We start from the raw sequence: 19,810 nt of genomic DNA, 5'->3' as shown, positions 1-19,810 counted from the left end.
TTTGATGTTTATGCCCAGCCTGAGTTGGACTTCTTACGGCGTGGGATCATGTAAGGCAGAATTAAGCCGAACAGAAGACCAATGCCAGCCACACCACCACCGTACATGAAGTATTTCAACAGTAGGTCGTCTTTTTGTGTGTCGAGTTTTGCACGCAGTTGGCGATTTTCCGTTTGTACAGAAGCAAGTTGATCACTGATTTCGCTGTATTTCTTCTCTAGATCTGAAATTTGTTGGTTGCGAGTGTCAAGGGAGTCGACCAAGCCTGCCTTTTCGGTATCGGCATTTTGGCGCGCATTCGCCAATTGAGATTTTACTTCTTTCAGCTCTTTCTCAAGACGAGGAAGGCGCACTGCCATACTTTCTTGGCGTGTGATGAATTTTGCTTGAACCCAGCCCTTGCGGCCTCGCTCATCGACCACTTCGCTATAGCCAGTTTCGCTGTTGGTTTGAAGGAGTTTTACTTTGCTACCCGCATCAACGCTACCAATAATACGAAACGTGTTATTTGGGCCTGAGTGCATGTAGGTAAACAGTTCATCTGCGATGTAGCGGTCTTGGGCGAAAACGGATGGCACTGCAAGAAGAGTCAGTAACACCGTGACGATGAGTTTTTTCACAATAAATCCCTTAACGATTTAATCAGAGTCGGCGATAAAAATTCGGATTAACGAATAGTAAAAACTTTCCCTGACGCATGCAACAAAGAAGGGAGGCAAAGCCTCCCTTAATGTGCGTTTGAGTCAAATATGACAAGGCGCTTACACAATCGCGGCGCGCCTTACATTCTCATGACGAGAAAATTAACCGAAGATCGCTTGCATTGCGTAGTAGAACACTACGGCAAGCAGTGCACCCGCTGGCAGGGTGACAACCCAAGAAGCAACGATGTTACGAACCACGCCTAGGTTGAGTGCTGCGATACCGCGTGCAAAACCAACACCCAATACCGCACCCACAAGTGTTTGTGTGGTCGAAATTGGTAAACCAGTACCAGAAGCCAGTACAACGGTTGAGGCAGTGGCAAGCTGAGCAGCAAAACCACGGCTTGGAGTCAGTTCAGTGATACCTGTACCCACCGTTGCCATTACTTTGTGGCCCATGGTCGCAAGACCCACAACAATACCAAAACCACCAAGAGGAAGAATCCACCAAGCGATAGTGCTTTTCGCGGTTACTTCGCCCATGTGCTCAATGGTTGATACAACGGCAGACAGTGGACCGATCGCGTTTGCTACGTCGTTTGAGCCGTGTGCAAATGCCATTGCACAAGCGGTGATGACCATAAGAACGCTGAAGATGCTTTCTACGCCAGCGAAACCATGATCGTCTTCGCGGTTAGCGAATTTCTTCTGGATGTAGAGGTAGCCGCCTAGCATAACAAGGCCAGAAACACCTGCAGACCAGAACCACGCTTCAGTGCTGCTCAGGTGCAGACCAACGTGTTTTAGCCCTTTCTTGATGGTAACCAGTGCAATCACCATGGTGGTAATAAACATGTACACAGGTACGAAACGCTTGGCGTTCATCAATGGTTTTTCTGTATCGAAAATCAGGCGTTGTGCGCTGACGAAAATGACGTAAGCGAAGAAACCAGAGATCAGTGGTGTAATGATCCAGCTTCCAACGATGCCTTGTACGCTGCTCCAGTCTACCGCTTCAGTACCGACTGAAACGCAGGCGAAACCGATGATCGCACCGATAATAGAGTGCGTGGTCGATACTGGCCAACCCATGTAAGAAGCCAACAGTAGCCATGTACCCGCGGCGAGGAGCGCAGACATCATACCGAAGACAAGAACATCTGGTTGGTGAGCAAAGAGAGATGTTTCGATAACACCTTTACGGATAGTGTCGGTTACTTCACCGCCTGCAAGATATGCACCCGCAAATTCGAAGATCATCGCAATGATGATCGCTTGTTTTACGGTTAGTGCTTTTGAGCCTACCGATGTGCCCATCGCATTAGCAACGTCGTTCGCGCCAATACCAATTGCCATCATAAAACCAAAAGCTGCTGCAACAATAATCAGGACAGTGCCGTAGTTCGCAAGGATATCCATCGTAATACCTAGTTGATTTATAACAAGCGGAGCAATATCAAACAGACGTTATCCTGCCTTAGCCAGAAAACTGTTATTGGCCAAAACAGGATGGGTCGATAATGCTCTTCGTTATGTTTCGTTGACTTAAAAAATTAAGATCGAGATAGCATCAATTCCAGACGCGCGCCTACACGCTGTGCCTGGTCTGCAATGCCGCCTACCCATTCAAGAATCTTGTACAAGAACATGACATCGATAGGGTTCATCTCAGACTCAATGGTCATCAGTTGCTGACGCAGGCCGATTTGCATCGCATCAGTGTCATCTTCAATGACATCCAATTGATTAATCATTTCTGCAACCAGCGTGACTTCACGCCCTTTGAATCCAGTTTCAAGAAGCTCATCTAGCTCATTGATCACGTTTTGCGCTTGGTTAGCCGCATCAAGACAACGTTGAACATAAGCAATGAAATTGGGTTGGAGTGCTTCAGGAATCATCAGCTTACGACCGTAAACACGGCCTGCAATGTCCTTTGCTAAGTTGGCGAGTTTGTCTTGCTGAGTCAGTAGCTCAAGCATGTCAGTACGATCGACTGGCAGGAACAAACCGCGAGGAAGTTTCAGACGAATTTCACGTTTTAGAACATCCGCTTCTTTCTCTAGATGTGAGATTTGAGCACGGATTTCTGCTGCTTTTTCCCAATCACCCTCTGAACAAACTTCAAAGAAATTGATTAGGTGTCCGCAACATTCGTTGACACAAACTACGTGACGCTGCAAAGGCTTGATAGGGGACTTTGCAAATAACCCCATAATTGTATTCATTGGCATGGTCATTCAACCTAATAAATATAACCTTAAAAGAACATACACCATTTCGTGGTGAAATGTTGAGCGATGGCTATAAAGGCGCGCATGTTAACGCATTAAATCCATCATTAAAACTGTTTTAGATCATCATTAGTGCGATATTTCTTTCTTGCCCCTCGAGAATTTAGGCAATATCCTGTCCCAGTCTGCTTGAGAAGGTATAACTATGGAAACCGAGATAGAACTGAAGTTTTTTGTTTCTCCTGAATTTTCAGAAACTTTGCGCGAAAAAATCGCCGAAACCAAAGTACTTCAGCACAGTTGTCGCGATTTAGGAAACACCTATTTTGATACGCCAGACAACTGGCTTCGCCAACACGATACAGGCTTACGGATACGCCGCTTTGATGATGTTTTCGTGCAAACTGTCAAGACGGCAGGACGCGTTGTTGCAGGCTTACATCAACGCCCTGAATACAACGCAGAACATACCTGCAATACACCAAATCTTCATTTACATCCTGGTGATATTTGGCCACAAGGAAAAGATATTGACACTTTGCAATCGGAATTGATGGCGCTGTTCTCTACGAACTTTACCCGCGAACAATGGCTGATTGGTATGCCCGATGGTAGCCAAGTCGAAGTGGCGTTTGACCAAGGAATGGTGAGCGCAGAGGATAAGCAAGATCCCATCTGTGAGGTGGAGTTAGAACTGAAATCAGGCCAAACCGAAGCCTTATTTACCCTTGCTCGTCATTTGTGTGAGTCTGGCGGTATGCGTTTAGGCAATTTAAGTAAAGCGGCGAAAGGTTATCGCTTGGCTTTAGGTTACCAAGGCGACGAAGTGAAACCATTGAGCCTAGTGGACACGGGCAAGATGGACAATGTGGAATATTGTTTGATCAACTCACTCGAGCATGCCCTTTCCCATTGGCACTATCACGAGCAAATTTATGTGGAACGCGAATCGGTGGAAGCGTTACATGAAATCAGCCACGCCATCAGCTTTATTCGCCAAACCTTGACCATTTATGGCGGTGTCGTGCCACGACGCGCCAGTGCGATTCTGCGTCAAGAGCTTAAATGGCTAGAAGAAGAGCTAGCGTGGTTGTCTGAACATGCACATTTAACGGAACTTCTCGATGACAAAGGCAATGTGCTGCGTAAATTGGATGCACGCAAGTTCTTAGTGGCGGAGTTAACCCAGCAATTTGAAGAGTTGCCCGATCGAGAAGAGGTGCTGACCTTACTCACCAGTGCGCGTTATACCGGATTACTGCTCGATTTGAGCCGTTGGATTTTAACGCGAGGTTGGCAGCCATTCCTTGATGACAAAGCAAGAGAAAAGATGGCCAGCGCGATCCGTGATTTTTCTGTTAAGCAACTTGATCGCACTTGGGCTGAGTTGATGGAAGCGTTTCCGGCAGAAAGAAGCATGTCGGCACAAGAGTACATCGATCAACGCTATCGTTTGATGCGTAACCTCTATACTGGTGTGGGCTTTGCCAGCTTGTATGATGCAGAAGAGCGTAATAGCTTCCGTATGCCTTGGGCCGATTTGATCCATGGTATTGATGATCTCTTAATGCTGCGCCATTTGATCCCGCTGGTAGATAAACTCGAAGGCGAAGAGAAAGAGCAACTGGAACGCTGGTTGATTCGTCAGGAGCGCTCGATGTTGCATGCAATGGATCAAACTCGCGCCATTGGTGTGGAAGCAGAGCCATACTGGCGTCATTAATGATGAATCGAGATAAGAATAGGGCGATACGCCCTATTTTTTTTGCTGTTCTTCAAGCCGTTTCAGCCGCTCTAAAATTTCATGCTGTTGCTCGAGGAGGGTTTCTAGCATCTTTTCCTTGTTGATGGCTCGATTGGTTTGCTGTTTGCTCGGTGTGGTCAGTATCGAGGTGATCAAACCGGAAATCATACCAAATAAGCCAACGCCGCTCATGATGATCACCACCGCCAGCAATTTCCCTCCATCTGTTACTGGATAATGATCACCGTAACCAACGGTCGAAATCGTCACAAACGCCCACCAAAGGGCGTCCGTTCCGGTTTGAATATTCGACGCCGGATTTTTCCCTTCAATAAACAGCATCATGCCAGAGCCGATAGTCACCAAGACCACGAGCAAAAGTAAAATCGTCGCAATGGTGGTCTCTTTTCGATTTTCTTTGAGCTGATTGAGAATAAAGCGAGAAGAACGCAATACGAGGATCACGCGCAAGATATGGAACAAGCGGGCAAATCTCAGCGGCTCAATCATGGGTAAACTGGCAAGAATATCGATCCAATGAGTTTTGAGGTATTGACGCTTATCTGCGGCGCGGATCAAATCTACACTGAGCTGAAGAAGAAAAATACTACAGATTATGAAATCGAGACCGATAAGAACTTGTCGGGTCTCTGCATCCAAAGGAAAAAACAGTAAGCCAGAGATCACAAATAGCGCCATAAAAGACAAGATTAGTGATAACAGACTCATCGGTTTGGTGTTCTCTTTGATATCATTACTTTTCATACGGGGCTCGAAATAAATAGCAAGGTGGCGTTTTTAACGCGCAAAGTATTTAAGCAAAGTGCCCAAAGGCAACATCTTCTTGATACGACTATAAAAGAACTGGTGGAGAAACAACAATGGAAAAGCTGGCTTTTAAGCCCTGGGAAAGGGTGATCTCTGACATTCGCCTCGTTCCCAAAATGATTTTGTTGATGGTGTTCAGTACCGTTTTGATTGTTGGTAAACAGCTTTGGGATGCAAGCACCTTCTATCAAGCTTTGTTGGCGGCAACGCAAAATGAGCAACTCGCGCAACAACATTACGATGAATACATGGTTCAAGTGGCTTGGCAAACTGGCTTATTGATTGTTGTGTTTGTGGTTCTCTTGATGGCGGCTGCCAGCGTGATGCTGCGTCAAACTCGCTATTTAAATGATGCGATCAAATTGATGGCGCAAAGAAACCTTTCGGTTCCGTTTGGCATGGCTTGTAAAGATGAATATGGCGATGTGGCGCGTGAGCTGGAGAAAACCCGTCAGCAATTGCACGATATGATCAAAATGCAGATCAACGCCTCAGATGAACTGGCGGGGTTGACGGAAGTGATGACGCTGAGCATGTCGGAAACCAAAGAGTCGGCACAAGAAGAGTTTAATGAAATTGATCAACTGGCGACGGCGATGAGCGAAATGACCTCTACGGTACAAACCGTGGCCGATCACGCCAACAATGCGTCGAGTTTGACCGAGCAAGCCTCGCAACAAGCGAAAAAGGGCCAGCAATTCTTGCAAGGCACTGTGTCGAAAATGAGTCAATTGTCGTCAGACATTGCTTCTTCAGCTCAAGCCGTGAACCAAGTGGAAGAGCGAGTTGGTGCCATTGGTAGTGTGGTTGGCACCATTCAAGGCATTTCAGAACAAACCAACTTGTTGGCACTGAACGCGGCGATTGAAGCCGCACGTGCTGGTGAAGCGGGTCGTGGCTTTGCTGTTGTTGCCGATGAAGTTCGCAACTTGGCTCAGCGCACTCAAACGGCAACGGTAGAGATTCAAGACATGATCACTCAGCTGCAAACCAGTGCCAGCAGTGCCGTTGACCTCATGGAGAAGAGTGTGGTGCAAGCGGCAGAAGGCGTTGAGTTGGTGTCCAACGCCGGAACGGAACTGGATGGCATTGTTGGTCAGGTAACCAGCATCAATGACATGAACTTGCAAATCGCGACGGCAGCCGGCCAGCAGAGCAGTGTTGCCGCGGAAATGGACCAAAACCTTTCCAATGTGCGTGAGTTAGTGGAAGCATCGGTCGTGGTGGTCAGTGAGCTGCTGGAAACCTCGGAAATGATGCAAGGCAACGCGGAAGAGTTGGATAAGAAAATCAAATCTTTCAAAGTCTAAGCTTTTAGTCACAATGAAACGCCCACATTACTCATGTGGGCGTTTTTTATTGCAGTAAGTCTGATATAAATAAGAACAACCGCTCAACAAGAACAAGGAAGAAAAATGTCGCTGCCATCCCCTTTGATCCCTGTCGCTGAACTGGCAATGCAAAATGCTCAGCAGTCTGGTTATCTTGAACACTGGCCGCAAGCGCTTATCACACAATTTCAGTTTATTTCAGGACTGAGCAAGTTTGTGGTGGAAACGGTTCTGCGCGATGCTCAATTGGCCGAGAGTCTTCCAGAAATGTTGGCGCAAGAAAGCCGACAAGAAGCCTATCGAACTCGTTTGGCTGAGCAGTTACAAGCGTGTCACGATGAAGTGGCGGGCCACCGAGTATTGCGTCAATTTCGTAACCGAGAAATGGTCTACATCGCTTGGAAAGATTTTACTCAGGCTTGGAGTCTTGAGGCATCCCTAAGTCATCTTTCGGAGTTGGCCGAGGCGATGATCTTTGAGACATACCAGTGGCAATATCAGTTGTGCTGCCAAGAGTGGGGAACCCCGACCAATGCGCAAGGCGAAGCGCAACCGATGCTGATCATTGGGATGGGGAAACTGGGAGGCGGCGAACTTAACTTTTCCTCCGACATCGATTTGATTTTTACTTACCCTGAAAATGGCGAAACACAAGGCGCACGTCGTAGCATCGCCAACGCACAGTTTTTCACTCGTTTGGGGCAACGCCTCATTAAAGCGCTGGATCAGCAGACCTTCGATGGTTTCTGTTATCGAGTCGACATGCGCTTACGCCCGTTTGGCGAAAGTGGCCCGTTAGTGATGAGTTATGCGGCTTTGGAAGATTACTACCAAGAGCAGGGGCGAGATTGGGAACGCTACGCGATGATCAAAGCGCGGGTGATGGGGCGCGAAATGTACCCTGAATACCAAGAGCTGCGTCAGATGCTCAGACCGTTTGTTTTCCGTCGCTATATCGACTTCAGTGCCATTCAATCGCTGCGTCGGATGAAATCAATGATCAGCAGTGAAGTACGTCGTCGCGGCTTAAGCAACAACATCAAACTGGGCGCGGGGGGCATTCGTGAAATTGAGTTTATCGCCCAAGTGTTCCAACTGATTCGTGGTGGGCGTGAACCGGCTTTGCGCCAGCGAGGCCTATTGGTGACGCTAGAGGCAATTAAGCAACTGCAATTGCTGGAAGAGGCGCAAGTGTGTCATTTGGTTGAGGCTTACAAGTATTTACGACGCTTAGAAAACCTATTACAAGCGATGGCAGACAAACAGACGCAAACCTTGCCTGATAACGAATTAGAACAGCTCGCTTTAGCGGTGGCGATGGGCTATTCACAGTGGCAAGCGCTGCAAAATGATGTGCAGCAACACATGGCAAAAGTACACGCCGTGTTTGTTAATCTGATCGGTGATGAAGAGGATGAAGTGAGCCCGGTGGAACGTCACTTTAATGAGTTGTGGGATATGTCCCATAACCCAGAGGTCATTGAGCAGATTCTACAAAATGACTTGGCTTGCCAAAATTGCGCCACGACGTCAGAGCAAATCATTCAATTCAAGGCGGATCTGGCCAAGAAAACCTTAGGGCCTCGCGGGCGAGAAGTGCTCAATCGACTGATGCCAAAACTTTTTTCAGCCATCTTTGCCGATGCCGATGCACAATTTGGCTTACCACGCGTTTTGCATTTGCTGCACAACATCGCCACTCGTACCACTTACCTTGAGCTGCTCGATGAGCACCCTGCGGCATTAACGCAGTTGGTGCGTCTGTGCACGGCCAGCCCGATGATTTCTGAGCAGCTCGCACGTTACCCCATTTTGTTGGATGAACTGATCGACCCACAGCAGTTGTACAACCCGATTGCACTTGATGCTTATCGCACCGAATTGCGAGATTTTCTGGCCCGAATCCCAGAGGACGATGTTGAACAGCAGATGGATGCGCTGCGTCAGTTCAAACAGATTTGTAGCTTACGCATTGCTGCGGCAGACATCGCGGGTGTCTTGCCCGTCATGAAAGTGAGTGATCACTTAACCTACTTGGCAGAAGCGATTGTTGAAGCGGTGGTACATCAAGCTTGGCAACAGGTTGCGGAGAAATATGGCGAACCAACGCACCTTAAAGACCGTGAGGGCAAAGGCTTTGCGGTGGTCGGCTACGGTAAAGTGGGCGGTTGGGAGTTAGGCTACAATTCGGATCTAGATGTTGTTTTCTTGCATGATTGCCCGGTAAGCGTTTATACCGATGGTAAGAAAGAGATCGACGGGCGTCAGTTTTACCTGCGCTTAGCGCAGCGCATCATCCATATTTTCTCAACGCGAACGGCGTCGGGCATTTTGTATGAAGTCGATACGCGCTTACGCCCTTCCGGCGCTTCTGGGTTGCTGGTTTGCCCTGTCGATGCCTTTGAAGAATATCAGCATAATGATGCCTGGACGTGGGAGCACCAAGCATTAGTGCGCGCTCGTATGATTTATGGTGATGAACACCTTGCCAGTGAGTTCCATCGAGTGCGCCACCAAGTGCTGGCCAAACCGCGTGATCAAGCCAAGCTGCAAAAAGAGGTCGCCGATATGCGTGCGAAAATGCGTGATCATCTTGGCGGGAAAAAATCCGATCGCTTTATGTTGAAGCAAGATCAAGGCGGGATCACCGATATCGAGTTTTTGGCTCAATACCTGGTGTTGAACTACAGTGCTGAAAAGCCGAAGTTGACACGTTGGTGCGATAACGTGCGCATCTTTGAAACCTTGATTGCTCAAGGGGTTATGGAAGAAGCGCAGGCGATGTTGCTCACTCAAGCATACACGACGATGCGTGATGAAATTCACCGACGCAATTTGCTCAACTTAGAAGCCGATGTTGCTCTCGATAAGTTTGTTGCGTTGCGCCAAGGGGTCAGCAAAGCTTGGCAAGAGTGGCTTGAATCCTCAACTATTTAGACCCGATAAAGGCTGTGTTACACTCAGCGCAGCAAAAAAATTGGAGACCGAGAATGAAACCAATCCTACCTGATTACAACAATGCAGGTGTACTGATCATTGGCGATGTGATGCTAGACCGTTACTGGTATGGCCCAACAAGTCGTATTTCACCAGAAGCCCCAGTACCTGTTGTAAAAGTAGAGAACAATGAAGAGCGCCCAGGCGGAGCGGCAAACGTAGCAATGAACATTGCCTCGCTTGGTGGTCATGCGCGCATTGTGGGTTTAACAGGGATGGATGAGCCAGCGAAAGTGCTGACCGAAACCCTGAATTCGTTAAAAGTAAAATGCGATTTTGTTGCGCTTCCTGAATACCCAACCATCACCAAATTGCGTGTGATGAGCCGTGGTCAGCAATTGATTCGCTTAGATTTTGAAGACAAGTTTGAAGGCACCGATCCTGAGTTGGTCCTAACACGCATGGAGCGCGCTCTGCCTCACGTGCAGGCGGTGATTCTGTCTGATTATGCAAAAGGGGCGTTAGAGCACGTTGAGGCTTTGATCGCGAAAGCTCGTGCAGCTAATGTTCCCGTGTTTATCGACCCGAAAGGCACCAACTTTGAACCTTATCGTGGCGCCACTCTGCTCACACCAAACATGTCTGAGTTTGAAGCGGTGGTTGGCAAAGTGACATCCGATGATGACTTGGTGGAAAAAGCATTAGGCTTGATTGAAAAGTTTGAACTTGGAGCATTGCTGGTGACGCGCAGTGAGCATGGCATGACATTGGTTCGTCCAGATCAGAAGCCATTCCATTTGCCAACCCAAGCCAAAGAAGTGTATGACGTGACGGGTGCCGGCGATACGGTAATTTCTGTCTTGGCGGCGTCGGTTGCAGCAGGTAAACCGCTTGACGAAGCATGTGCATTGGCTAATGCGGCGGCGGGCGTCGTAGTCGGTAAGCTAGGTACTTCAACGTTATCGACCATCGAGTTAGCAGAAGCCATTCATGGCAGCCGTGATACCGATTTCGGTGTGATTGCCGAAGCGGCGCTGATTGATGCGGTGAAAGCGGCGCAAGCCAAAGGCGAGAAAGTGGTCATGACCAATGGCTGCTTCGACATCCTTCATGCAGGCCATGTTTCTTACCTAAATAACGCAGCAAAATTGGGTGACCGCCTGATTGTCGCCGTGAATACCGATGAGTCGGTGAAGCGCCTGAAAGGTCCTGGCCGTCCTGTGAATCCAACCGATCGTCGTATGGCAGTGCTCGCGGGCTTAGGCGCTGTTGATTGGGTGGTACCGTTTAGTGAAGACACGCCACAACGTTTGATTTCAGAAGTGCTACCGGATCTGTTGGTTAAAGGCGGCGATTACAAGCCAGAAGATATCGCTGGTGGTAAAGAAGTGATTGCTGCGGGTGGTGAAGTAAAAGTGCTGAACTTTGAAGATGGCTGTTCAACCACAGAGATCATTGATGCAATCAAAGGCGGACGCGGTTAACCACACTGCGTTTCAATGAGCTGTACCATCATCAACATGAGACAAAAAGGGTGACATTGCTGTCACCCTTTTCTTTATGCGTGTGTTTTTCGATGTGTTTGCGGTTTCGATTATTTTTTCGCAATCAAACCAGCATCAACATCCAGTACATCTTGTTCGTTCAGCGTACCCACCGCCTGACGAAGTTGCAGTACACTCAAGATGTAGTTGTAGCGTGCATTCGATAAGTTTTTGTTGGCATCGTAAAGGCGACGAGTGGCATCAAGTACATCCACAATAGTACGAGTACCCACATCAAAACCTGCTTCGGTTGCCTCTAATGCTGAACGCGCAGAAACCACGGATTGCTCATACGCGCGAAGTGCACCGATTGAGGCATTGATGTTGTTGTTTTGCGCTCGAACTTCTTTCACGACACCGCGATAAGTGGCTTCGAGATCTTGGCTCGCAGAGACGTAATTAAACTCAGCTTGTTTGGTTTGCGACGTTGTATTACCACCGGTATAGAGTGGCACGACGAGATTTACACCCACATTGAAATTATTGGTTGTACCGTCACTTTGTGCACTGTTACTAACGTCTGCGTAGTTATAGCCACCGTCTAAGGTTAATGACGGTAGATGGCCTGAACTGGCCAGAGAAATATTGTCTTTGGCGATGTCTTTTGTGATGCGCGCTGACAGTAAGCTCAAGTTTTTCTCTTGTGCTTCTTCGATCAGGGTTTCAGCCGAAGCGTTTGAGCGGCTTGCTGAGAAACGCTTGGTATCTAAGACATTCAGGTTTTTATGCTCTTGACCTGTGATTTCACGCAACGCTTCATAACTGTTGGTTAGGCTGTTTTCGGCCAGAACTTCGTCAGCTAATACGCCATCGTATTGCGCTTGGGCGTCATGCACGTCTGTAATGGCCGACAGACCCACTTCAAAACGTTGTTTGGTTTGCTCTAGCTGACGAGCAACCGCCGCTTTTTCTGCACGGACAAATTCTAAGTTGTCTTGCGCTTTTAGCACCTCAAAGTACGCTTGCGCGGTTCTTAAGATCAAACCCTGTTGCGTCGCTGCGTATGCCGCATCTGCTTGACGAGCGCTTTTCTCTGCGTTGTCTAGCGTGATCCAAGACGAACGCTGATACAGTTCCTGAGAGAAATTAATCCCAGCAGTTAATGCATTTTGGTCGTTATCGATCGTCGCACCAGCATCAAGATCCGTATCACCGCGTTTTAGGTTATAACCTGCGGTTAAATTAATTTGCGGTAATAAGGTACTACGGCTAGAAGTGACCGCTTCAAATGCGGCGTCACGTTTAGCTTGTACGCTCAATAACTGTGGATCGTTTTGCTTTGCCAGATCATAGATTTCTGCCAAGGAATCAGCCCACACTGAAGAACTCAGGCTACCTAGCGCTGCACCAATAAGTAGTGGAAGCAGTTTTTTCATTTTCCATTCTCGCCATGTATAGTTTGATTAATTCTCAAGAGTTTAACTCAAGTTGCTGGATATTTGCCCTAAATTCTGCACTTTTTATTTTTAGCTGTCCAGTTGTGCAATAAGTAAATCGTTTAAACCTAAAAATTTTTAGAACAATTATATAAAAAGTTGAGCAATGTCCTTTGAGTCATGTTTAAACAGTGAGTAAACTACAAGATTCACTCAGTGAGGTGCGAAATGCAACAGGATGACAAACAACACGCTGTTTTCACTCCAGAAGATGTAGAGGTTCTCTCAAAAGAGCCACTCTTTCAGGGATTTTTCAAGATGATCAAGTACCGCTTCCGCCATAAGTTATTTGCCGGAGGGTGGAGCAATGTGATCGAACGTGAAATGTTTGAACGTGGTCATGCTGCTGCAATGCTTCCCTACGATCCTATTCGTGATGAAGTGGTGTTAATTGAACAAATTCGTGTCGGAGCACTGGAGCATCAGCATCCTTGGCAGTTGGAAATTGTCGCAGGCATGATCGATCGTGATGAATCGGCGGATGATGTCGTGCGTCGAGAGGCGCAAGAAGAAGCTGGCCTAGAAGTCGGACAACTTGTTTCGGTGGTTTCGTATTATCCTTCAGCGGGTGGCTGTTCAGAAAAGCTGGATGTTTTTATCGGTGAAGTGGATGCCTCTAAAGCGCATGGTATTCATGGTTTAGACTATGAAGATGAAGATATCCGTGTGCATGTGATGACACGTGAGCAAGCCTACGATTTGGTCAAACGCGGCAAAATCGAGAATGGTGCCTCAATTATCGCCTTACAATGGTTAGAGTTAAATCACTTGCAGTTAAAGTCACAGTGGTTGGAGATTGAGTGATGGGTTTAGCAGCAGCAAAACAACCTTATTATGTTGATTTGGCAGGGTTAATGAGAACCTATGAGACGAATTATGCCAAATTAAATGCTTTGCTGCCGTTCAACGCTGAAGTGGGTGATGTTCGCTGCTATCAGGTCGTAAACATGATCTACCAAATGACAGTGAAAGAGGTCACAAAATACACCACCATAGTGGAGATATGTCAGAGTGATGACATACCGTTATTTCCTTTACCTACGATGTCTGTCAGGCTTTATCACGATGCCAGAGTCGCGGAAGTGCTCTCGAGTGGTGAGCATGTTCGATTCAAAGCGAAATACGACTACCCAAATGAAAAGTTGATGCAGAAAGATGAAAAGCATCAATTGAATGCGTTTCTTGGTGAGTGGCTGACCTTTTGTTTAAAAAGCGGTATTAGCCGAGCCCCAATAACATTTAAAGAAGAATAACAGAGTCAGGTTTTCATTTTGCAACATACATCCAGTGATACGCTCAGCGAGAACAGTATTAAGCTGTTACAGATTACGGATACTCATCTCTTTGCATCGGATGAGGGCAGTTTGCTGAGTGTTAAAACACTCCAAAGTTTTCAGGCCGTTGTCGAGCAAGTGATGGCGCGCCATGTTGAGTTTGACTATATATTAGCAACCGGTGACATTTCTCAAGACCATAGTGCGGCCTCCTACCAGCGTTTTGCTGACGGAATTGCGCCACTAGAGAAAGCCTGCTTTTGGTTGCCAGGTAACCACGACTATAAACCCAATATGTCGAGTGTTTTACCTTCCCCTCAAATTACTACACCAGAGCAGGTGGCGCTTAATCCTCATTGGCAACTGATTTTGCTGGATTCCCAAGTCGTCGGTGTGCCACATGGTCGCCTCAGTGATCAACAGTTGTCGATGCTGGAGCATTATTTGCAGGCGTCGCCAGAGAAAAACACCTTAATTTTACTTCACCACCATCCACTGCTGGTGGGTAGTGCTTGGTTAGATCAGCATACGTTGAAAGATGCAGAGGCGTTTTGGCAAATTGTTGAACGTTTTCCTATGGTGAAAGGCATTGTGTGTGGTCACGTTCATCAAGATATGAATGTGATGCACAAAGGCATCCGTGTGATGGCAACCCCATCAACATGTGTTCAGTTCAAACCGCAATCTGACGATTTTGCGCTCGACACGGTTTCACCCGGTTGGCGCGAATTAACACTGCATGCCAATGGTGAGATCACCACTCAAGTGCAACGCCTGGCTTCGGGCAGTTTTTTACCTGATTTTACCTCAAGTGGTTACTGATATGAGCCATCCTAAGCCTTCACTGCTGCTCTACATTCATGGTTTTAACAGCTCGCCGTTATCGATGAAAGCCAATCTGATGCGTGAATATTGCGAGCAACACCGACCTGACATCAAGGTTGTGGTGCCGCAGTTACCGAGTTTTCCGCAAGCGGCTGCAGAGTGTTTGCTAGAGATCGTTCAGCAACATAAAACCACTCATCGTATTGGTTTGGTGGGGAGTTCGCTCGGTGGTTATTTGTCGACTTGGCTCAATGCCGAGTTTGGTTTTCGCGCTGTGGTTGTCAACCCAGCGGTGAAGCCGTATGAGCTGTTGGCTGACTATCTAGGGCCACAAACTAACCCATATACGCATGAAAGCTATACACTCGAAGCGCGTCATATTGACGAATTGAAAGCGCTTGAGGTAAAAGTGGTCGCGAATCCAGAATCTTTCTGGCTATTGCAGCAAACCGAAGATGAAGTGCTGGACTACCGTCAGGCAGTGGAAAAGTACGCAGGTTCTGCACAAACGGTAGAAGAGGGAGGCGATCATAGTTTTGTTGGCTTTGAACGCTATCCAGAGCGAATCATTCACTTTCTTGGTTTGTAACGCTACCACTCAGAGACAGGATTAGGAGGGGCTCATAATTTTACCTCTGATATCCAACCGTTTCTTGACATAGTCGCACTGCTTTCCGACTATGTTTCTCCGAATACAGCTACCGTGAAACGCACAGAGTCACGCTCTGTGAGTAACAGGGTAGCTTTTTCGTTGTCGCCAGTTGGTGCAAAAGTGCGACCAACTAGGCTCAGACAACAGGTAAACATTGAGAACGATTCCGTATTATGACTGAACAATATAATGCTGGTGCCATTGAAGTACTGAATGGTTTAGAACCAGTACGTCGCCGACCAGGGATGTATACGGATACAGCGCGCCCAAACCATTTGGGCCAAGAAGTGATCGACAACAGTGTCGATGAAGCGCTGGCCGGACATGCCTCCAAAGTACAAGTCATCCTACATGCTGACCAATCACTGGAAGTGATCGATGATGGTCGAGGCATGCCCGTCGATATCCACCCAGAAGAGAAAGTCTCGGGCGTTGAGCTGATCCTATGTAAGCTGCACGCTGGTGGTAAATTCTCCAACAAAAACTATCAGTTTTCTGGTGGTTTGCACGGGGTAGGTATTTCGGTGGTGAACGCCCTGTCTAAAAGGGTTGAAGTGACAGTACGTCGAGATGGTCAGGTTTACGAAATCGCTTTTGAACATGGTGACAAAGTGTCGGATCTCACCGTGACGGGGACGTGTGGTCGTCGTAATCGCGGTACCAGCGTGCACTTCTGGCCAGACACCAAATACTTTGATTCGCCAAACTTTTCGGTTACGCGCTTAGTGAATAACTTGCGTGCGAAGGCGGTCCTTTGCCCAGGTTTGGAAATTACTTTCAGTGATCGTGTGAATGGTAAAGAGCATCAGTGGCTCTACCAAGATGGTTTGAAAGATTATTTGATTGAAGGGGTGAAGGGTTACACCTTACTACCTGAAGAGCCATTTACAGGCCAATTTTCGGCAGAAACAGAAGCCGCGGATTGGGCGGTGATTTGGCAGCCAGAAGGCGGTGAGATGATCACCGAAAGCTACGTTAACCTGATCCCAACCGCACAAGGCGGTACGCATGTGAACGGTTTACGTCAAGGCTTGTTGGATGCGATGCGTGAGTTCTGTGAATTCCGCAACTTACTGCCGCGTGGCGTGAAGTTAACGGGCGAAGACGTTTTCGACCGCTGTTCTTACGTACTGTCGGTGAAGATGCAAGATCCGCAGTTTGCCGGCCAAACCAAAGAGCGCCTTTCTTCTCGTCAAACCGCGGCGTTTGTCTCTGGGGTGGTAAAAGACACCTTTAGCTTGTGGTTAAATGAAAAGCCGCAACTTGCCGAGCAACTCGCGGAAGTGTGTATTGCGAACGCTCACCGTCGTATGCGTGCGAGCAAGAAAGTCGTGCGTAAAAAGATTGCATCAGGCCCAGCTTTACCAGGTAAGTTGACCGATTGTTCCGTGCAAGACTTAGCTCGTACTGAAATCTTCTTCGTGGAAGGGGATTCGGCAGGCGGCAGTGCCAAGCAAGCGCGTGATCGTGAATTCCAAGCCGTGATGCCGCTGCGTGGTAAAATCTTAAATACTTGGGAAGTTTCTGCCGATCAAGTATTGGCGTCTCAAGAAGTGCACGATATTTCTGTCGCACTAGGGATTGATCCAGATAGCGACAATCTTGAAGGGCTGCGTTACGGCAAAATCTGCATCCTCGCCGATGCGGACTCGGATGGTCTGCACATTGCGACACTCTTGTGTGCACTATTCACACGTCATTTCCGAGCGCTAGTTGAAGCGGGACATATCTACGTAGCAATGCCACCACTGTATCGTATTGATTGCGGCAAAGAGGTGTTCTATGCGCTGGATGATGCAGAAAAAGATGGCGTGTTAGAACGCCTAAGCCAGAAGCGCGCCAAAATTAACGTGCAACGATTCAAAGGTCTGGGTGAGATGAACCCACTGCAGTTGCGTGAAACCACGATGGATCCCAACACGCGTCGTCTGGTGCAACTCACCATTGATGACTCAGAGGCGACCATGGAAATGATGGACATGCTGCTGGGTAAAAAACGCGCAGATGACCGTCGTAGCTGGTTACAAAACAACGGCGATATGGCAGAGGTTTAATAGATGTCTACAGAAATTACTTATGATGGCGTCGAACAATTGCCAATGCGCAAGTTCACCGAAGATGCTTATCTAAACTATTCGATGTACGTCATTATGGATCGTGCGTTGCCTTATATTGGTGACGGTCTGAAACCGGTTCAACGACGTATTATCTACGCCATGTCGGAGCTTGGGCTTTCGGCGGCGGCAAAATACAAAAAATCAGCGCGTACCGTGGGTGACGTGTTGGGTAAGTACCATCCACACGGCGACTCAGCATGTTATGAAGCGATGGTGCTGATGGCACAGCCATTCTCATACCGCTATCCGTTGGTGGACGGTCAAGGCAACTGGGGTGCACCGGATGATCCGAAATCGTTCGCCGCGATGCGTTATACCGAAGCCAAATTGTCGAAGTTTGCCGATGTGCTTCTGGGAGAGCTTGGTCAAGGTACGGTCGAGTGGCAGCCTAACTTTGATGGCACGATGAAAGAGCCAAAAATGCTGCCAGCACGTTTGCCTCACATTCTTCTCAATGGTGTGACAGGCATTGCGGTGGGTATGGCGACGGACATTCCTCCTCATAACGTACGTGAAGTTGCGGATGCCACCATTCATTTGATTGATAATCCAGCTGCGCCGCTGATGGATTTAATGCAGTACGTCAAAGGGCCTGATTTCCCAACAGAAGCGGAGATCATTACCCCAAGTAGCGATCTGGAAAAAATGTATCGCAGTGGCCGTGGCAGCGTGAAAATGCGCGCGGTTTGGTGCAAAGAGGGCTGTGACATCGTTATCACGGCGCTCCCGCATCAAGTCTCAGGGGCCAAGCTGCTTGAGCAAATAGCCGCGCAAATGCGCGCGAAAAAATTGCCGATGGTGGAAGACTTGCGTGATGAGTCTGACCACGAAAACCCAACTCGTATTGTGATTGTACCGCGCTCAAATCGCGTTGATTGCGACCAGTTGATGAACCACCTGTTCGCGTCCACCGATTTGGAGAAGAGCTATCGTGTTAACTTAAACATGATTGGTCTCGACAACCGCCCACAAGTGAAAGGCTTGGTGCAGATTTTGACGGAATGGATCACTTTCCGTCGCGAAACGGTACGTTCACGCTTGCAATACCGTCTTGATAAAGTGCTGGCTCGCTTGCACATCTTGGCAGGTTTGTTGATCGCGTATCTCAACATCGATGAGGTGATTGAGATCATTCGTACTGAAGACGATCCTAAAGCGGTATTGATGGCCAGATTTGGCATTACCGATATTCAAGCCGATGCGATTCTGGATACCAAACTTCGTCACTTAGCCAAATTGGAAGAGATGAAGATCCGCGGTGAACAAGATGAGCTGGAAAAAGAACGTAAGAAACTGGAAGAGTTACTGGGTTCTGAGCGTCGTCTGAATACCTTGCTGAAAAAAGAGATCCGTGCGGATGCAGAGAAATTTGGTGATGATCGCCGTTCTCCGCTAGTGGTTCGTGAAGAAGCGAAAGCACTGACTGAACGTGACCTGATGCCGAATGAAGCGATCACCGTTGTCTTGTCAGAGAAAGGTTGGATTCGTCACGCCAAAGGCCACGAAGTGGATTGTCAGGGGTTGAGCTACAAAGCGGGTGACAGCTATCTGGCGCATGCGTGTGGTAAGAGTAACCAGCAAGCGGTGCTGCTTGGTTCAGATGGCCGCAGTTACTCATTAGAATCGCACACCCTGCCTTCGGCTCGCGGTCAAGGTGAGCCGATTACTGGCCGCCTCAACATCACGCCAGGAAGCAGTATTCGCCAAGTGATCATGGGTGAAGAAGAACAGCTATGGCTGATTGGCTCTGATGCGGGTTATGGCTTCGTGTGTAAAGGCAGTGATTTGTTGTCGAAAAACCGCAGTGGTAAAGCATTGGTGTCGTTGCCTGAAAACGCAGAAGTGATGACACCATCGGCGGTATTGGATTTGGACAATGACGATATTCTTGCCATTACCAACCAAGGCCGTATGTTGATGTTCCCAATTAAAGACTTGCCGCAACTTGGTAAAGGTAAAGGGAATAAGATCATCAATATTCCAGCGGCGAAAGCAAAAGCGAAAGAAGAGATCCTGTCGCATTTGATTGCTTTGCCAAAAGGCGCTTCACTGACGCTGTACGCAGGCAAACGTAAGTTGGGCTTGAAGCCTGCCGATTTGGATAACTTCCGTGGAGAACGAGGCCGTCGAGGTGGTTTACTGCCACGTGGCTTGCAGCGAGTCACTCGTATTGAGCTCGAGCAAAGTGACTCATCGGATGGTTCAGAAACGGCCACTGACGCGTAATAGAAGCAGAAAAAGAAC

At 48.0% G+C, this 19,810-nt stretch carries 15 protein-coding genes; 10 read left to right on the top strand and 5 right to left on the bottom strand.

Annotated features, from left to right (window positions below; all coding sequences use genetic code 11):
- Positions 1–8 precede the first annotated feature (8 nt).
- From CIK04_RS05855 to CIK04_RS05845, 3 genes are all read right to left on the bottom strand, one after another.
- Positions 9–620: a TIGR04211 family SH3 domain-containing protein gene (locus CIK04_RS05855; RefSeq protein ID WP_011149480.1), complete on the bottom strand. Its 612-nt coding sequence runs from the start codon at positions 618–620 to the stop codon at positions 9–11.
- 183 nt (positions 621–803) lie between these two features.
- On the bottom strand, positions 804–2,063 hold the full coding sequence (locus CIK04_RS05850) for an inorganic phosphate transporter (RefSeq protein ID WP_017421275.1): 1,260 nt from the start codon (positions 2,061–2,063) through the stop codon (positions 804–806).
- A 134-nt stretch (positions 2,064–2,197) separates the two neighbouring features.
- Entirely contained in the window at positions 2,198–2,878 is a 681-nt protein-coding gene (locus CIK04_RS05845) for a TIGR00153 family protein (RefSeq protein WP_026050476.1), read from the bottom strand.
- 205 nt (positions 2,879–3,083) lie between these two features.
- On the opposite strand from CIK04_RS05845, the gene CIK04_RS05840 reads away from it, so the two are divergent.
- Positions 3,084–4,601, top strand: a complete 1,518-nt coding sequence (locus CIK04_RS05840; protein WP_017421276.1) for an inorganic triphosphatase — start codon at positions 3,084–3,086, stop codon at positions 4,599–4,601.
- Positions 4,602–4,634: 33 nt separating this feature from the next.
- On the opposite strand, the gene CIK04_RS05835 is transcribed toward CIK04_RS05840, so the two are convergent.
- The gene (locus CIK04_RS05835; protein ID WP_017421277.1) at positions 4,635–5,387 is read right to left on the bottom strand and encodes a potassium channel family protein; all 753 of its coding nucleotides are present in this window, start codon (positions 5,385–5,387) and stop codon (positions 4,635–4,637) included.
- A gap of 116 nt (positions 5,388–5,503) precedes the next feature.
- On the opposite strand from CIK04_RS05835, the gene CIK04_RS05830 reads away from it, so the two are divergent.
- The 3 genes from CIK04_RS05830 to hldE all read left to right on the top strand — a co-directional run bounded on the left by CIK04_RS05830 (position 5,504) and on the right by hldE (position 11,202).
- Entirely contained in the window at positions 5,504–6,760 is a 1,257-nt protein-coding gene (locus CIK04_RS05830; RefSeq protein ID WP_011078698.1) for a methyl-accepting chemotaxis protein, read from the top strand.
- A 105-nt stretch (positions 6,761–6,865) separates the two neighbouring features.
- A complete protein-coding gene (gene glnE / locus CIK04_RS05825; protein WP_072609643.1) occupies positions 6,866–9,718 on the top strand; it encodes a bifunctional [glutamate--ammonia ligase]-adenylyl-L-tyrosine phosphorylase/[glutamate--ammonia-ligase] adenylyltransferase in 2,853 nt (950 codons plus the stop codon).
- A gap of 53 nt (positions 9,719–9,771) precedes the next feature.
- Positions 9,772–11,202 carry a bifunctional D-glycero-beta-D-manno-heptose-7-phosphate kinase/D-glycero-beta-D-manno-heptose 1-phosphate adenylyltransferase HldE gene (hldE, locus tag CIK04_RS05820; protein WP_011078696.1) on the top strand — a complete coding sequence of 477 codons (1,431 nt, stop codon included), beginning with the start codon at positions 9,772–9,774 and terminating at the stop codon, positions 11,200–11,202.
- Between the two features lie 110 nt (positions 11,203–11,312).
- Here the strand turns inward: hldE and tolC are convergent, their stop codons facing one another.
- The gene (gene tolC, locus CIK04_RS05815) at positions 11,313–12,638 is read right to left on the bottom strand and encodes an outer membrane channel protein TolC (protein ID WP_039540709.1); all 1,326 of its coding nucleotides are present in this window, start codon (positions 12,636–12,638) and stop codon (positions 11,313–11,315) included.
- 228 nt (positions 12,639–12,866) lie between these two features.
- Here tolC and nudF point away from each other — a divergent pair, with 228 nt between their 5' ends.
- The 6 genes from nudF to parC all read left to right on the top strand — a co-directional run bounded on the left by nudF (position 12,867) and on the right by parC (position 19,792).
- Positions 12,867–13,502, top strand: a complete 636-nt coding sequence (nudF, locus tag CIK04_RS05810; protein WP_026050478.1) for an ADP-ribose diphosphatase — start codon at positions 12,867–12,869, stop codon at positions 13,500–13,502.
- On the top strand, positions 13,502–13,951 hold the full coding sequence (locus tag CIK04_RS05805; RefSeq protein ID WP_038940949.1) for a DUF1249 family protein: 450 nt from the start codon (positions 13,502–13,504) through the stop codon (positions 13,949–13,951). The genes nudF and CIK04_RS05805 overlap by 1 nt, the downstream gene beginning before the upstream one ends.
- Positions 13,952–13,969: 18 nt before the next feature.
- A complete protein-coding gene (cpdA, locus tag CIK04_RS05800; protein WP_039447955.1) occupies positions 13,970–14,794 on the top strand; it encodes a 3',5'-cyclic-AMP phosphodiesterase in 825 nt (274 codons plus the stop codon).
- A gap of 1 nt (position 14,795) precedes the next feature.
- Entirely contained in the window at positions 14,796–15,386 is a 591-nt protein-coding gene (gene yqiA / locus CIK04_RS05795; protein ID WP_097352414.1) for an esterase YqiA, read from the top strand.
- Positions 15,387–15,622: 236 nt separating this feature from the next.
- Positions 15,623–17,503, top strand: coding sequence for a DNA topoisomerase IV subunit B (parE, locus tag CIK04_RS05790; RefSeq protein WP_038940952.1), 1,881 nt, complete (start codon positions 15,623–15,625; stop codon positions 17,501–17,503).
- 3 nt (positions 17,504–17,506) lie between these two features.
- Positions 17,507–19,792 carry a DNA topoisomerase IV subunit A gene (gene parC, locus CIK04_RS05785; RefSeq protein ID WP_097352415.1) on the top strand — a complete coding sequence of 762 codons (2,286 nt, stop codon included), beginning with the start codon at positions 17,507–17,509 and terminating at the stop codon, positions 19,790–19,792.
- The last annotated feature ends 18 nt before the right edge of the window (positions 19,793–19,810 follow it).

The sequence above is a fragment of the Vibrio sp. 03_296 genome, assembly GCF_002265885.1.
The sequence above is the reverse complement of the archived record's forward strand: the minus strand, read 5'-3'. Positions and strand labels throughout refer to the sequence as shown.